Origin of the sequence: Streptomyces aquilus, assembly GCF_003955715.1 — a bacterium.
Lineage (GTDB): Bacteria > Actinomycetota > Actinomycetes > Streptomycetales > Streptomycetaceae > Streptomyces > Streptomyces aquilus.
In genome coordinates, this window is the sequence record NZ_CP034463.1 from 797,999 (window position 1) to 812,570 (window position 14,572).

At 70.3% G+C, this 14,572-nt stretch carries 16 protein-coding genes; 7 read left to right on the forward strand and 9 right to left on the reverse strand.

Going from position 1 to position 14,572, the window contains the following annotated elements; all coding sequences use genetic code 11:
* Nucleotides 1-85: 85 nt before the first annotated feature.
* The 7 genes from ykgO to EJC51_RS03850 all read right to left on the reverse strand — a co-directional run bounded on the left by ykgO (nt 86) and on the right by EJC51_RS03850 (nt 4,302).
* The gene (gene ykgO, locus EJC51_RS03820) at nt 86-208 is read right to left on the reverse strand and encodes a type B 50S ribosomal protein L36 (RefSeq protein ID WP_014669332.1); all 123 of its coding nucleotides are present in this window, start codon (nt 206-208) and stop codon (nt 86-88) included.
* A gap of 39 nt (nt 209-247) precedes the next feature.
* Complete coding sequence (locus EJC51_RS03825; protein WP_126269685.1) at nt 248-508, reverse strand: type B 50S ribosomal protein L31; 261 nt, start codon at nt 506-508, stop codon at nt 248-250.
* A gap of 46 nt (nt 509-554) precedes the next feature.
* Nucleotides 555-719, reverse strand: coding sequence for a 50S ribosomal protein L33 (gene rpmG / locus EJC51_RS03830; RefSeq protein ID WP_059193627.1), 165 nt, complete (start codon nt 717-719; stop codon nt 555-557).
* 113 nt (nt 720-832) lie between these two features.
* Nucleotides 833-1,915, reverse strand: coding sequence for an SPFH domain-containing protein (locus tag EJC51_RS03835; protein ID WP_126269686.1), 1,083 nt, complete (start codon nt 1,913-1,915; stop codon nt 833-835).
* 29 nt (nt 1,916-1,944) lie between these two features.
* Nucleotides 1,945-2,382, reverse strand: a complete 438-nt coding sequence (locus tag EJC51_RS03840) for an NfeD family protein (protein ID WP_126269687.1) — start codon at nt 2,380-2,382, stop codon at nt 1,945-1,947.
* A gap of 102 nt (nt 2,383-2,484) precedes the next feature.
* A complete protein-coding gene (locus tag EJC51_RS03845) occupies nt 2,485-3,318 on the reverse strand; it encodes a PIG-L family deacetylase (protein ID WP_126269688.1) in 834 nt (277 codons plus the stop codon).
* A gap of 417 nt (nt 3,319-3,735) precedes the next feature.
* Nucleotides 3,736-4,302 carry a DUF4291 domain-containing protein gene (locus EJC51_RS03850; RefSeq protein WP_126269689.1) on the reverse strand — a complete coding sequence of 189 codons (567 nt, stop codon included), beginning with the start codon at nt 4,300-4,302 and terminating at the stop codon, nt 3,736-3,738.
* 149 nt (nt 4,303-4,451) lie between these two features.
* Here EJC51_RS03850 and EJC51_RS03855 point away from each other — a divergent pair, with 149 nt between their 5' ends.
* Complete coding sequence (locus EJC51_RS03855; RefSeq protein ID WP_126269690.1) at nt 4,452-4,910, forward strand: MarR family winged helix-turn-helix transcriptional regulator; 459 nt, start codon at nt 4,452-4,454, stop codon at nt 4,908-4,910.
* Nucleotides 4,911-4,929: 19 nt separating this feature from the next.
* On the opposite strand, the gene EJC51_RS03860 is transcribed toward EJC51_RS03855, so the two are convergent.
* Nucleotides 4,930-5,841, reverse strand: coding sequence for a phytoene/squalene synthase family protein (locus tag EJC51_RS03860; RefSeq protein WP_126269691.1), 912 nt, complete (start codon nt 5,839-5,841; stop codon nt 4,930-4,932).
* A gap of 219 nt (nt 5,842-6,060) precedes the next feature.
* On the opposite strand from EJC51_RS03860, the gene EJC51_RS03865 reads away from it, so the two are divergent.
* Complete coding sequence (locus EJC51_RS03865) at nt 6,061-6,876, forward strand: SAM-dependent methyltransferase (protein WP_126269692.1); 816 nt, start codon at nt 6,061-6,063, stop codon at nt 6,874-6,876.
* A gap of 104 nt (nt 6,877-6,980) precedes the next feature.
* Nucleotides 6,981-7,271 (forward strand): hypothetical protein, encoded by a 291-nt coding sequence (locus EJC51_RS03870; RefSeq protein WP_244362467.1) that lies wholly within the window; start codon nt 6,981-6,983, stop codon nt 7,269-7,271.
* A gap of 414 nt (nt 7,272-7,685) precedes the next feature.
* On the opposite strand, the gene EJC51_RS03875 is transcribed toward EJC51_RS03870, so the two are convergent.
* Nucleotides 7,686-8,570 carry a LysR family transcriptional regulator gene (locus EJC51_RS03875; RefSeq protein ID WP_126269694.1) on the reverse strand — a complete coding sequence of 295 codons (885 nt, stop codon included), beginning with the start codon at nt 8,568-8,570 and terminating at the stop codon, nt 7,686-7,688.
* 123 nt (nt 8,571-8,693) lie between these two features.
* On the opposite strand from EJC51_RS03875, the gene EJC51_RS03880 reads away from it, so the two are divergent.
* The 4 genes from EJC51_RS03880 (at nt 8,694) to EJC51_RS03895 (ending at nt 14,554) form a co-directional block, all read left to right on the forward strand.
* Nucleotides 8,694-9,953: an MFS transporter gene (locus tag EJC51_RS03880; RefSeq protein ID WP_126269695.1), complete on the forward strand. Its 1,260-nt coding sequence runs from the start codon at nt 8,694-8,696 to the stop codon at nt 9,951-9,953.
* A gap of 131 nt (nt 9,954-10,084) precedes the next feature.
* The gene (locus EJC51_RS03885; protein WP_126269696.1) at nt 10,085-10,708 is read left to right on the forward strand and encodes a response regulator transcription factor; all 624 of its coding nucleotides are present in this window, start codon (nt 10,085-10,087) and stop codon (nt 10,706-10,708) included.
* 105 nt (nt 10,709-10,813) lie between these two features.
* Nucleotides 10,814-12,712, forward strand: a complete 1,899-nt coding sequence (locus EJC51_RS47625) for a M6 family metalloprotease domain-containing protein (protein WP_166682820.1) — start codon at nt 10,814-10,816, stop codon at nt 12,710-12,712.
* 18 nt (nt 12,713-12,730) lie between these two features.
* Entirely contained in the window at nt 12,731-14,554 is a 1,824-nt protein-coding gene (locus tag EJC51_RS03895; RefSeq protein WP_126269697.1) for a S8 family serine peptidase, read from the forward strand.
* The last annotated feature ends 18 nt before the right edge of the window (nt 14,555-14,572 follow it).

Below are 14,572 nucleotides of genomic sequence, written 5' to 3' on the forward strand. Positions count from 1 at the left end.
CGGGGATCGGGGCTCGCGTCGGTGACAGCGCGGCCCGGCACCGTCTGGACGGTGCCGGGCCGCTGTGGAGCGGAGAGCCGAGGTGTCAGCCCTGGCGGGCCTTGAAGCGGGGGTCCTTCTTGTTGATCACGAAGGTCACCCCGCGTCGGCGGACCACCTGGGCTCCGGGCTTGGCCTTCAGGGAGCGAAGGGAGTTACGCACCTTCACAGTGGTCTCCTTCCAATGGGTGGGAGGGCTTGGGCGCCGTCAGTGACGGGCGGAAGTCGTACGGCCGTAGCGCCGCTCGAAGCGCTCCACGCGGCCCGCGGTGTCCACGACCCGCGAGGTGCCGGTGTAGAACGGGTGGCTCGCGGACGAGATGTCCACGTCGACGACCGGGTACACGGTGCCGTCCTCCCACTCGACGGTGTCCTGCGCGTCGAGCGTGGAGTGGGTGAGCAGTCGGAAGTCCGCCGCGCGGTCGCGGAAGACGACGGGGCGGGAGACGGGGTGGATGCCGGGCCTCATGGGTGGTGCCTCCTTGGTGTGCCTCGGTCGGCGGCCGAGGCGGTTGTCATCGTTCTTCGCGGAACAGCAGGTGCCGGCCGGCCACCGGGTCGTACTTGCGCAGAACGAGCCGGTCGGGGTCGTTCAGACGGCTCTTGCGGGTCACGTAGGTCACTCCGGTACCGGCTGTCGACCTGAGCTTGACCACGGGCCGCGCGGTGCTGCGTGCCATGAGGTTCTCCTTCCACCATCACCGGGCCGATTGACCCGGTCATGTCATGCAGTGTCTGTAACGCGGCCCCCCAGCCGTTCATTCCCGCTCCGGTGCGCCGGATCGCCGTACCGCTACGCCCGGCGCGGCACCTGCGGCGACTGTGCGGCCTCGGCCTCCGCCTTGGCGTCGCTCACCGCCGCGGCCGCCTGTTTCTCGGCCTCGTCGGCGGCCGCGGCGGCGTCGAGCAGCACCGAGGAGCCCGCCTCCAGCTCGGGACCGCGGGCCTCGTGCGGCGCCTGCTCGGCACCGGCGGAAGGCTCGGCGGAGGGAGCGGGAGCCGACGCCCCGTCGTCCCCGAAGGCGCGGGTGACGGTCCGTACCGCCTCGGTCAGCTCCCCCGGGATCACCCAGAACGTGTTGTTGTCGCTGCTCGCCAGGTGCGGCAGCGTCTCCAGGTACTTGTAGGCCAGGACCTTGGGGTCGGCGTTGTTGCGGTGCACGGCCTGGAAGACCAGCTCCACCGCCTTCGCCTCGCCGTCCGCCCGCAGGATCATGGCCTGCTGCGCACCCTGCGCCTCCAGGATGTCCTTCTGTTTCGTGCCCTCCGCCGTGAGGATCTTGGCCTGCCGCTCCCCTTCGGCGTGCAGGATGGCCGCGCGCTTGTCCCGCTCGGCCCGCATCTGCTTCTCCATCGCCTCCTTGATGGTGTGCGGAGGGTCGATGGCCTTGATCTCCACGCGGTTGACCCGGATGCCCCACTTGCCGGTGGCGTCGTCGAGGACGGCCCGCAGCCGGGAGTTGATCTCCTCGCGCGAGGTGAGCGTCTCCTCCAGGTCCATGCTGCCGATGACGTTGCGCAGCGTGGTCACGGTGAGCTGGTCGATCGCCTGCAGATAGTCGGCGACCTCGTAGGCCGCCGCCCGCGGATCCGTGATCTGGTAGTAGAGCACGGTGTCGATGTTCACCACGAGGTTGTCCTCGGTGATGACCGGCCGCGGGTCGGACGAATAGACCTGTTCCCGCACGTCGAGTTTGGTGTTGATGCGGTCCGCCATCGGCAGCACCAGGTTCAGCCCCGGTTGCAGCGTGCGCCGGTACCGGCCGAACCGCTCGACGTTGTAGCGGCGCGCCTGCGGGACGATCCGCACCGAGGAGGCGACCAGGAAGATGATGACGATGGCCGCCACGACGATGCTGATGACAACTGGTTCCACAGTGCCTCCATAGCTCTGCGTTCAGCCGCTCAGGGAAGAAGCTCGCGAGGGTAGACGACGGCGGTGGCGCCCTGGATCTCCATGACGTCGACCAGGGCCCCCACCGGGATGACGTGAGTCTCGTCGAAGGCCCGCGCGGTCCATTCCTCGCCACCGAGTCTGACCAGGCCACGGGTCGCGGTGACCTCCTGCACGACCTCGGCGCGTCGGCCGATCAGCGCGTCGCTGCCGTCACGCATCACCGGCGGCTGTGCCATGTACCGCAGGGCGGCGGGGCGGGCCAGGAGCAGCCCCGCCGCCGCCGTCACGCCGAGCGCCACGAGCTGTCCGAGGGTCCCGACGCCCACACCGGCGACCACGGCGGCGACCAGCGCCGCGCCCGCGAACAGCCCCAGAACCAGTGTCAGGGTGAAGAACTCCGCGACGCCCAGCGCCGCGGCAAGGAGCAGCCACACGAACCATGGCATCCCATCGCCCTCCTTCGAAGGCCTCCTCCACCAAGCTACCTCCCACCCCAGCGGACAGGACCAGCACGGCGGCAGCGCTTCTCGAAGCGAGGCTCGGGCGGATCAGCGCAGCCCGGCGAAAAGGTCGTTCTCCGGTACGGCCGCCCCGGTGGTGTCCCGGACGCGGACGAAGGTCTCCACACCCATCAACTCGCCGAACCTCTCCTTACCCATCTTGAGGAAGAAGATGTTCTCCCCCTGGCTGGCGTGCGCGGCCAGGGCGTCGAACTTCTGGTCGCTGAACCCGGTCGTGTCCACCCACGTGGTGACCTCGTCATCGGGGAGACCGATCTCGGCGAGAGCCGCCGCCTCCTCGGGGTCCGGTTCCGGCAGGTCCGCACCGAACTCGCGCATCAGCTCGCCGAACCGCTGCATCATCGAGCGCGGCGCCGTCGTCCAGTACACCTTCGGTGTCAGCTCGGTCATCTCCAGTGCCGCCATCGTGATGCGGTGGGCCTGGATGTGGTCGGGGTGGCCGTAGAAACCGTTCTCGTCATAGGTGACGACCACATCAGGGCGGTAATGACGCATGAGCTCAGCGAGCCGGGCCGCGCCTTCCTCGACGGGGGTCCGCCAGAAGGATCCCGGGGCGTCGTTGCTCGGCCAGCCCATCATTCCGGAGTCGGCGTAGTCCAGCATCTCCAGGTCGCTGACCTTGAGGACCTCGCAGCTCGCGTGAAGTTCCTGTCGGCGCATCTCGGCGACCGCCGCCGGATCGTGCCCGGGATCGCCCGGCTTCACGCCCCCCGGTCCGTCACCGCAACTGCCGTCGGTACAGGTGACGAGCACCGTGCGGATTCCTTCCGCCGCGTATTGCGCGAGGACGCCCCCGGTCCCGGTGGCCTCGTCGTCGGGGTGGGCGTGCACTGCCATGAGCGTCAAGGGTCGGTCGGTCATGAAGGAGTCCTCCTGCAGAAATATGTGTGGATCATCAATATGTGCGGATCATCCAAGCAGTGCGGCGGGTGTGCCGCGGTCCTGGGGGCCGGATCCATGTGGGGCGGACGACCTCGTGGTCTCCGTGTTCCCCGTCCGCGCGGCGCCGGTCCCTCGGTCGGTGCAACCTCGTCGACCGGACCGGGTGTTCCCGGCGCGGCCCGTCGAAGGTGTAGGTGGCGGTCACGGTGCTCTCCTCGGGTGTGGTGGAGCGGGTGCACGGATTCAGACGGGACGGCACGGCAGAACTCATCGCTGCGGGGCCCCGCAAAGCGAGGGGCCGGGTGGGAGACCTCGGATCGACCGCCTGAGGCCACCGGCCCGTGCGTATGTCGGTGGTGATCAGGTCGGGCATCACCGCCGTGCGCCGGTGGACCGTCATCTCCCCTGGCACAGGCGACTTTCCAGCGCCCGTGACAGCGGGTACGGGCGCTCCGCCGGGAGCAGCCGCTGGGCTTTGGCCGCGTGCCCGCTCTGTGTCAGCGTCGCGGCCTTGCGGACCTGGGAAGTGAGGTCCGTGAGGCCGACGATCCAGTCGTCGGTGAAGGTGCGGATCAGGTCGCGGCCGATGCCGACCTGGATGCTGTAGTGGTTCAGCGGGGCTCCGCGCAGCGAGCGTTCCGGGTCCCACTGGACGTGTACGGCCGCCCGGGCCACGGCTGCCGGATCCGCGGTCGTGAGCACGGCCCGGAACAGCGCCTCCTCCCAGCCCTGCCGGGTGATCCGCACGGCGAGAACGCGCTCCTGGCCCGGTTTGCGGGCCCAGTTGCTGCGGTGCATCAGCCACGGCAACGAGGGCTTGATCCAGGTCATACGGTGGAACGAGTAGGGCGCGACGAAGCGCCCGGCGCGCAGCGCGGCGTCGGCTATGGCAGGCGCGTACGCCTGGTAGACCACGATCGTGTCAGCGTCGTAGTCCGCACGGATCTGGAACTGGGGTGCCATGCGGCGCACCTTGCCATCCGCTCGATTCGGACGGCGAAGTATTTTCCGGCAACGCGTGGGACTGGCCAGGCGCCCCTTGACCTCAAGTCAAGTCGAGCTTCTACGGTCGATCCCGTCGAACCGACCCAGCCGACGAAGGGGCCGAGGACATGGAGTACTCGCACAGCGACACCGAACTGATCAAGCAGCCCATCGGATACTGGAGTTGGGCGGCCTACAAGGCCGTCGTCACCCGCATCCGGGCCGCGCTCGCCGGCATCGGCACCACCCAGCCGCAGTGGTGGGTCCTCGCCCAGGTCGCACGCGCGGACACCCCCAAGACCCGCGAGGAAGTGTCCCGCCTCCTCCAGAACTACCTGGAGACCGGCCCGGAAACGATGGAGTCGGAGATCGACACCACCATCGCCCAGGGCTGGATCACCGAGGACACGGACGGACACCTGGCCCTCACGACTCGGGGCAGGGCCTTCTACGACAAGGCTGCCGCCCTTCAGGACGAACTCTGGACGGAACGCCACGCGGGCGTCTCCGACGAGGAATACCTGACCACCCTCCAGGTGTTGCAGCGGTTCATCCACAACACGGGCGGAAAGGCGTGGCACCACTGACGCCACTGACCCGACTGACTCACCTCGTCCGGTAACCCCGCCACAGAATGCGCAGCGCTGCCAAGGTCGCCGGGCTTGCCCCGGTTCGCAGGAGAGTGGCGCGATGGGCCTTCACGGCATCAAGTCGCAGTACCTGCACCGAAATCAGCGCGGCCAGGAAGGGCCGGTACGGCGGGGCGACCAGGTCCGGCAGGCGTCGGCACTCCGGGAGCATGGCGTCCGCGCGCGCCGCCTGTTCGTCGACAAGGCGCGCCAGCGCCGGTGCGCACTGCTCTGGCCGGTCGCGCAGTCCGTCGACGTCCAGCCCGTGCCGCTCCAGTTCGTCCTTGGGGATGCCGACGCGCCCTTGGCCGACGTCCTCGGCCAGGTCGGCCAGGAAATCGGTGCGTTGCATCGCCTCGATGAGGCGGCGGCATCCGTGCCGGAACCGTTCGTGGTGCTCGCTGCCCTGCTCCGGGCCGATCAGCGAGGCCGTCAGCATCAGGGCCGGCAGGGAGTAGCGGTCGACGTAGTCCTGGAAGTCCGCATCGGTCGCGAAGCCGGACCAGGTGGCTTCCACCGGTGCGCCGTCCAGGAAGTGCCGTACCTGTACGCCCAGGACCGGGTGACGCCGCGCGGTGTCCGCCAGGGCTCGCAGGGTTTCGTTCTCGGTGGGGCCGCCGGCCAGGGCGTCCGTCGTCTGTCGGTCCCAGGTGCGGAGCGCGTCCTGGCGTACGGGGATGTCTCCGGAGTCGATGCGTCTGTCGGTCTCGTCCATGAAGGCGACCGCCGCGATGACAGCCGGGTGGATCCGGGCCGGGAGCAGCAGTCTGACCGCCAGGTACTCCTCACGGCGGTTGCGCCGCACGAGCTTGCGCTGGGCGTCGTAGGAACGCCTCAGCCGCGGGTCGGTGATGCCGGCCTGGGTCAGGGCGGCGGACCAACGGGTCACTGCTCTCCTCGGGTTGTGTGCACGGTCGCTGGTTCGTCGGGAGCGTCTGGGGGCCTCACCTTGATCGCGGGCCACCACGGGATGCAAATCGAGGGGTTTCCGACCACGTCACTCGGTCCGATCGAACAGGATGCCCGAACAGGCAGGCGAGCAGCGGGTGTTCAGTCGTAGGTTGGGCCCTGGAAGGTCCATACCTCGGCTGAAAGACTGACGCGACTCATGACTGACCCCGTGACGGCACCCGAACCCGCAGAGCATCACAAGATCGACACGTCGGTGCCGCACTCCGCCCGGATCTGGAACTACTGGCTCGGCGGCAAGGACAACTACCCCGTCGACGAGGAGGCCGGCGACGCCTACACCGCCGTCTTCCCCGGCATCGTCACCATCGCCCGCAGCAGCCGCGCCTTCCTGCGCCGCAACATCACGTACCTGGTCTCCGAGGCGGGCATCCGGCAGTTCCTCGACGTCGGCACCGGGCTGCCGACCGCGCAGAACACCCACGAGGTGGCCCAGAGCATCGTCCCCGAGGCGCGGATCGTCTACGTCGACAACGACCCGATGGTCCTGGCACACGCGCGTGCCCTGCTCTACTCCACCCACGAGGGGGCGACCGCCTACATCGACGCCGACGTCACGGACCCCGACCGCATCCTCGCCGACGCCGCGAAGACGCTGGACTTCGACCGGCCCACCGGACTGATCCTCAGCAACATCCTGGGCCATGTCGCCGACCTCGACCAGGCCCGCTCCATCGTCACCCGGCTCATGAGCGCACTGCCCTCGGGCAGTTACCTGTCCATCAACGACGGCTCGCGCGGCATCGACCCGGTCTTCGAGCAGGCCCAGGACGCCTACAACAGCAGCGGCGCGGTGCCGTACAACCTGCGCACCGTCGACGAGATCACCGCGTTCTTCGACGGCCTGGAACTGATCGAGCCCGCCGTTGTCTCGGTCACGCAGTGGCGGCCGGAGCCCGGTACCGCGACTCCGGAGGTCGTGGCCGAGCACGGCGGCCTCGCACGAAAGCCGTGAGCGCGTAAGCGCGTAAGCCGTCCCCGTGTGCGCCTCAACACGATTGCGGCGGACGTGAGTTGGGGGGCGGGATGCCGTCGCCGCGTGCCACTATGATCTTGGTCATGACAGTGCACAACCCCGAAAAGTCCCTCTCTCGCAAGCAGCGGCTTCAGGAACGGCAGCGCCGCCAGCTGCTCGCCGTCGACGTGGTGGACAAGGCCGAGGGCAAGGTCCGCAAGGCGGAGTCCGAACTGGCCGTCGCCGTCGCCGAGGCGGTCCGTGTCTTCGGCGACGAGCAGTCCGCGTGCGAGGGCCTCGACATGCCGGCCGATAGCCTCCGGCGCTTCCTCGACCTGGCGCGCGACGCCGGCGTCGACCCCCTCGACACGACGGACGGCTCGGCAACGCCGTAGGCGTTGCCGAGCCTGCCCCGCCAGGAGCCGCCGATCAGTCGCACACCTCTCAGGCAGCGGTGCGGGGGACGGTGATGGCGAGGTGGCCGTCCGCGTCAGCCCACGAGGCGAGCCGCGTCCGTGTTGACGACCCAGCAGGCCGGCGCGACCTTCACCTGGTCGTGCGTCAGCGGTCGTACACGGACGTGGGCGCACAACGTGAAGCCGTCGCCACCCGAGTCACCGTGGTGTCGAGCTCACGGGCCGGGGGGCGCTGTGCCATCAGCTCACGGACGGCCGGCTGCACCGTGCTTCTCGCCATGGCACCTCGTAGACCATGCGACAGCCTCCCCGTCGTGGGCGAAGGTCAGAGTCCCATGGGTGACGCGGCGCGGCCAGAGCCGCCAACCGGGCGCGGAGCGCCCCCGGCGCCGGTCAGGCGACCTGTTCGCGGGCCAGCGCGACCATCGCACGGGCCGCTGCCCCGGGGCGGCGGTCGGCCGCGGCGGCGAGGGACAGTGGCCACTCCAGGTCCGCGTCGTCGACGGTCAGGGTGACCACCCCGGGGGCGTCGCCCAGGATGAAGCGGGGCAGCAGGGCGACCCCCAGTCCGTTGCGGACGAAGTCGACGCCGGTGCCGATGTCGGTGATCTCGACGGCGACGCGGCGGGCCAGCGAGGCGGCGGCGAAGGCGCGGTCGACCACCGCCCGGTTGCCGTAGCCCGCCGGGGAGTCGACGAAGTCCAGGCCGGCCAGTTCGGCGAGCGGCACGCTGTCGCGCTCCGCCAGCGGATGGCCCACCGGGACGACGAGGTCGAGCACCGAGGAGGCCAGGTCGATCAGGGTGAGGCCGGCCGGCGGCGGACCGGGCAGGGAGACGAAGGCGAGGTCCAGGCGCCGGTCCAGCAAGGCGTCGACCAGGCCCTGGGAGCCGGATTGCGCCGCGGAGGTCTGGAGCAGCACACCGGGGTGCCGTCGGTGGAACTCGCCGAGCAGTGCCGGGAGGTCGATGAGGCGGACCGAGGTCAGCGTGCCCAGGCGGAGCGTGCCCCGTAGTCCGCCGTGGACCTCGGCGACGGCATCGGCGGCCTCGCGCGCGGCGTCGAGGGTGGCGCGGGCCCGCGGCAGCAGGGCGGCGCCGGCGTCGGTGAGCAGCACCCGCTTGGAGTTGCGGTCGAGCAGCGGGGCGCCCAGTTCGCGCTCCAGGGCCTTGATCGTGGCGGAGACCGCGGACTGCACGATGTGCAGCCGGGCGGCGGCGCGGGTGAAGTTCTTCTCCTCGGCGACGGCGACGAAGTACTCGAGCTGGCGCAGTTCCATACGCACAACTATCTCTCAGAGAGATGGTGACTGTCTTCTACTTGCGTTGGACGCGATGATCGGGCCGCGCAACACTGTTGAGCGTTCACCCACCTTCTTCGGTTTCTTCGGTTGGAGGCTCCCATGAGCCACACGGCGTCCACCCAGCACCGGCCCGTCACCCCGGCCCGCCGCACGGCGATGCGGCCCCAGGCCGGCGCCCGGCGCCACGGCATCGGCTTCGGCCTCGTCGCCTTCGCCTTCCTCACCGCGATGGCGTTCTCCACCGTTCCCACCCCGCTGTACCCGCTGTACATGGCACGCGACGGCTTCTCCACCTTCATGGTCACCGTCGTGTTCGCCGTCTACGCGGTCGGCGTCGTCGTCAGTCTGCTGCTGGCCGGACATGTCTCCGACTGGGTGGGCCGCAAGAAGATCCTGCTGCCGGCGCTCGCGCTGGAACTGCTCGCCGCGGTCCTCTTCCTCACCGGCACCGCGCTTCCGGTACTGCTGGCCGCCCGCTTCATCACCGGGCTGGGGGTCGGGATGATCACCGCCACCGCCACCGCCCACCTCCAGGAACTGCACGCCGCTCACCGTCCGCAGGCATCGACCCAGCGCTTCGAGCTGGTGTCGACCGGCGCGAACATCGGCGGCCTCGGTGTCGGCGCCCTCGTCGCCGGACTCCTCGCCCAGTTCGTCGCCGTGCCCCTGCACACCCCGTACCTCGTCTTCGCCGTCCTGCTGGTGCTCGCGCTGGTCGCCGTCGCGCTGGCGCCCGAGACGGTCGAGGAGCAGTTCGTGCGGCCCTCCTACCGCCCGCAGCGCATCAGCCTCGACCACGGCGACCGGGCCGGCTACCTCGTCGCCGCCGCGGGTGCCTTCGCCTCCTTCGCGGTCTTCGGCCTGTTCACCTCCGTCGCCCCCGGTTTCGTGGCCGGCAGCCTGCACCACCCCTCCCGGGCGCTGGCCGGAGCGATCGTCTTCATGGTCTTCGGCGGCGCGGCCACCGCGCAGAGCCTGACCTCACGCCTGTCCACCGCGGCGAAGAGCCGGCTCGGGCAGGCCGCACAGGCGGTCGGCGTGGTGACGCTCGTCGCCGGTATGCACACCGCCGACCTGGCCGCCTTCCTCGCGGGCGGTGTGATCGCCGGGATCGGGGCAGGCGTGCTGTTCAAGGCCTCCCTCGGCACCGTCGCCGCCCTGGCCGTGCCGGAGCACCGCGGCGAGGCGCTGGCCGGTCTGTTCCTCATCGCCTACCTCGGACTGACCCTCCCGGCGATCGGCATCGGGGTGGCCACCCTCGGCTTCTCCTCGGTCACGGTCATGACCTGGTTCGCCGGCATCCTCCTCGCCGTGCTCGCCGTGCTCGCCCTGTCGGGCCGCCGCGCGAGCGCTCGGTGACCCGGGTCGCTCGCAGCGCCTCCGGGGCCGTCCGGCTCCTCCGCATGCCGGTCCGCCCCGGAGGCACAACACTGGAGCTCTGAGGCCATGCCCGCCGCCGGGGGCGGCGGCCCGGGCGGAGTGAGGTGGCGATGCGGGCGGAAGCGAGGAAGGTCGCCGTCGTAGGCGACTGTCCGCTCCTCCGCAGCGGCGTGGCCCAGGCGATCGAAGGCGCCGACGGGCTCACGCTCGTCCTCGCCACCCGGTCCGCCGACGAGGCGGCGCGTGTCCTCACCGCCGGTGACGTCGCTCTCGTGGACCTCCAGCTGACGCCCGTCTGCCTGGCCCAGGTGGTGGGGCGGCTCGCCGGCGGCGGCGTGGCGGTCCTGGTGTTCTGCTCCGCGCGGGAGAACAACGCCGTGCCCGCGATGCGCGCGGGCGCCCGCGGCTGCCTCAGCCGTCAGGCCGACGAGCCCGAACTGCTGGCCGCCGTCCGGCTGGTGGCCGACGGCTGCTCGTACGTCTCCGCTGATCTCGCCGTACGACCGGACACCGAGCCCTCGTGCCATGTCACGCATCGCGAGCGGCAGATCCTGGAACTGATCGCGCACGGCGAGACCGACCACGCCATCGCCGCCCGGCTCGGCATCAGCGAGCACACCGTCCATTCCCATCTGGACCGGCTGCGCGACAAGGTCGGCTCCCGGCGCCGGGCCGACCTGACCCGCTTCGCCCTCACGCACGACATCATCCCCGCGGCCTCCTGGCAGGGGTAACGCTACCCCTGCCGGATGTGGGTGCTTCTGCCCTGTGGGGCTTCTCCCCCGCGCTCCACACTGAGGTCGAGAACCTTCGTGCGCCGCTTCGGGAGGTCTTGTGCGATGAGTGGCATCTTCGGTGACACGCTCACCTTCCACCAGGAGGAGGGCGGCGCCGTCGAGCTCGTCGCCTTCGGTGACGACAAGTACGCGCGGTACGAGACCGTCGACGGCTACTCGGTCGTCTACGACGCCGACCGGGGCGCCTACTGCTACGCGGAGACCGACAGCGCCGGCCCCGGACGCCGGTTCGTCTCCAGCGGCGTTCCGCTGTCCCAGCCCCCGCCCGAGGGCCTGCCCCGGCATCTGCGGGAGGGCCAGGTCTACCGGCGGGAGGTCTTCAAGGACCGGGTGCTGCGGACGATCCCGGAGGAGGAGCGGGCCCACCTCGATCCCGACACCCTGCTCACCTTCGGCCCCGTCAAGGGCCTGCTGCCCGGCGACGCCCTGACGGCGGGCGACGTACAGGGCCTGACGATCCTGGTCGACTTCCCGGACACGGCGACGGACGTCACGGTGGACGACGTCTCCGCCCTCCTCAACAGCCCGAACTTCACGGCGAACGGCAACCGTTGCTCCGTCAAGGAGTTCTTCCGCACCATGTCGACGGGCAAGCTCCGCTTCACCAACACGGTCGTCGGCCCGTTCCGCATGAGCCGGCCGAGGCTGGCGTACGGACTCAAGCAGCACCGGGGCGAACTCGTGCCGGAGGCACTACAGGCGGCCGCGGACGCCGGCGTGGACTTCAGCCGCTTCGACTCCCTCGACCGCGGCATCGTCGACTCGGTGTGCATCATGTACGCCGGGCAGACGGAGTTCCGCGAGGACCTGTGGCCGCACAACTCCCGCTTCCCCGCCCAGATCGGCGATGTGCGCACGGACTTCTACACCGTCACCAGCATCGGCGACACGGCCGCCGACCTGAGCATCGGCACCTTCTGCCACGAGAGCGGACACCTGCTGTGCCGCTGGCCCGACCTCTACGACTACGGAACCGTCGAGCGCGAGGGAGACGACTTCACCAGCGCGGGCATGGGCACCTACTGCGCCATGTCGGCCGGGGACCATCTGGGCGACGGGTTCCTGCCGTCCGCGGTCTGCGTGTACCTGCGCCGGCTCGTGGGCTGGACGAAGGACGTCGACATCTCCGCACCCGGCGAGTACGAAGCCGTGCAGGGCGAGTACGACAAGGCGCTCATCTACCACAACCCACAGCGCAAGAACGTCGAGTACTACCTGGTCGAGAACCGCAGCAGGCTCGGCTTCGACTCCCGGCTGACCTCCAGCGGACTCGCGGTCTACCACTGCGACATCAAGGGGTCGAACGAGTTCCAGCAGGGCAACCAGGTACGCCACTACCAGTGCGCGCTGCTCCAGGCGGACGGCCACCTGGACCTGGAGACCGGGCTGAACTTCGGTGACGGCGGCGACCTGTACGGGCCGATCGCGGGCACCGCGCTCTCGCACGGCAGCCACCCCGCGTCCCTGTGGTGGGACGGCAGCGAATCCGGTCTCACCCTCTCCCGGATCGGCGCCCCGGGCGAGGTCATCACCTTCAGCACCGGCGAACAGGGCGTCTCGGGCGCGCAGATCACGGGACGGTCGGCCCCGGGCGCCGAGATCCCGGACGAGAACACCGGCGGACTGACCGACTCGATCGTCCTGGACGGCGCGGGCACGGTCCGCGACCTGACCGTCTCGATCGACATCGAGCACGCCCGCATCGGCGATCTGCGGGTGGTGCTGCTGGCGCCGTCGGGCCGCCGGGCCGTGATCCACAACCGTACGGGCGGCGACACCAAGAACCTTCGTCTCACCCTGACCTCACAACCGCCGTCGCTGCTGGCGCCGCTGATCGGCGACGCCGTGACCGGCAGCTGGCAGCTCAAGGTCACGGACGCGGTCGAGGGCTCCGCGGGCATGCTGCGCAGCTGGGAGATCGGCATCCGCACCGGCACCTGACCCCTGGTGAGGCCCCCGATGGACCGAAAGAAGCTCGAAGAGCTCTTCTACGGCAAAGGTCCCCGGCCCGTTCCCTGGGCGACGGACTGTCCCATAAGGTTCGACGCCCTGCTGGCCCTCGCGCACCCGCCCGAGGACGCGACGGAGCCACGCGAGGACCTGATCCTCGCCATCAACGAGGAACACGGTGTCCAGCAGATCCTTCAGAGCTTCCGGGACCTGCACATCATGGGCGACACCCAGCCGATCGCGTCCGGCAGCTTCATCGCGGCGAAGCTGACGCTGCGCGAGGTCGTCCAGACCGTGCTGCCGAAGACCAACCTCAACCGTGTCATCCGCGATGTGAACAAGCTGGCGAGGAAGCTGGGCGGCGCCGGCGTCGCGGACGCGCTGCGGGAGGACGACCCGGGCACCGCAGGGCCCGGCGCGGTCCGGCAGCGGGCCAGCGACGTGCACGACAACTCTGCCAGGCGCCAGGAGCGCACCCGGCACCAGCGGTGGTTCCTCAGGCTGCTGGCCGCCATCGTCGCGGAGTCGAACCCGGCGCTGGTCGGCAAACGGCCGTCGGACAAGGCGGTCTGCGCCGAAGTGGCCGGGATGCTGACCGGCGTCCGTCTGGAGGAGGCGGACACCGAACCCTCCGTGGACCCGGGGGCCCACGGCGTCCTCGACCGCCGGCAGCGGTATCCCATCCTCTCCGTGACGGCCAACCGGCAGGCGTCCTCGGCCGTCGTGCGCTCCCGGGCCACCATCAAGGCCGACGCCGCCGAGCAGGTCTTCTCCGTGGACTGCAGCGCGATCGGCTGGGCCGTCGTCGACAGCGGCATCGACGCCAGGCACCCCGCCTTCTACGACTGGGACACCACGACCAAGCCGGAGCCGATGCCGCTGCGCTCCCGCATCCCGCGCGCCTTCAACTTCGTCGGCGTCCGCAGGACCCTGTCCCTCGACGCGTTGAACGACGGACGGATCGACTGGCCCGAGGCCCTGCCGTACGCCGAGATCGACCTCGCCCAGGTCACCGCCACGGCACAGCCTTCCGTGGTGCCGCGCTACCAGCAGTACACGACCCCGGTCGACCCGCACGGCACCCACATCGCCGGGATCATCGGCGGCTGGTGGCCGCGTCCCGAGGAGGAGTTCCGCGGCATCTGCCCGAGGATCCAGCTGTACGACTTCCGGGTCCTGGGCGATACGGGGACGGGGGACGAGTTCTCCATCGTGACGGCCCTTCAGGCCGTGCGGTACATCAACGAACAGGCCGGAAGGTTCGTCATCGCGGGGGTCAATCTCAGCCTGTCGGTGCCGCACGACGTGGCGAGCCACTCCACCGGCTGGACCCCGGTGTGCATCGAGTGCGACCGCCTGGTCCGCTCCGGTGTCGTGGTCGTCGCCGCGGCCGGCAACTCCGGATACGCGGGAGCCGTGCACACCCTGGGCAAGGACTACCGCGGTGCCAGCATCTCCGATCCCGGGAACGCCGAGTCCGTCATCACGGTCGGCTCCACGCACCGCAGCAATCCGCACCGCCACGGCGTCAGTTACTTCTCCAGCCGCGGCCCCACCGGCGACGGCCGCCCGAAGCCCGACCTGCTGGCGCCGGGCGAGGACATCGACGGGCCCGTGCCCGACCAGGGCATCGCCGCGCTGCACGGCACCAGTCAGGCGGCGGCCCATGTGAGCGGGGCGGCCGCGATGCTGCTGGCCCGCAACCGGGAGCTGATCGGGCGCCCGGAGCAGGTCAAGCGGATCCTGTGCGGGACGGCGACGGACCTGGGCCGGGAACGGCACTACCAGGGGTCCGGCCTGGTCGACGTCCTGCGTGCCATGCAGTCCGTCTGAGACGGCCGAACCCCCAAG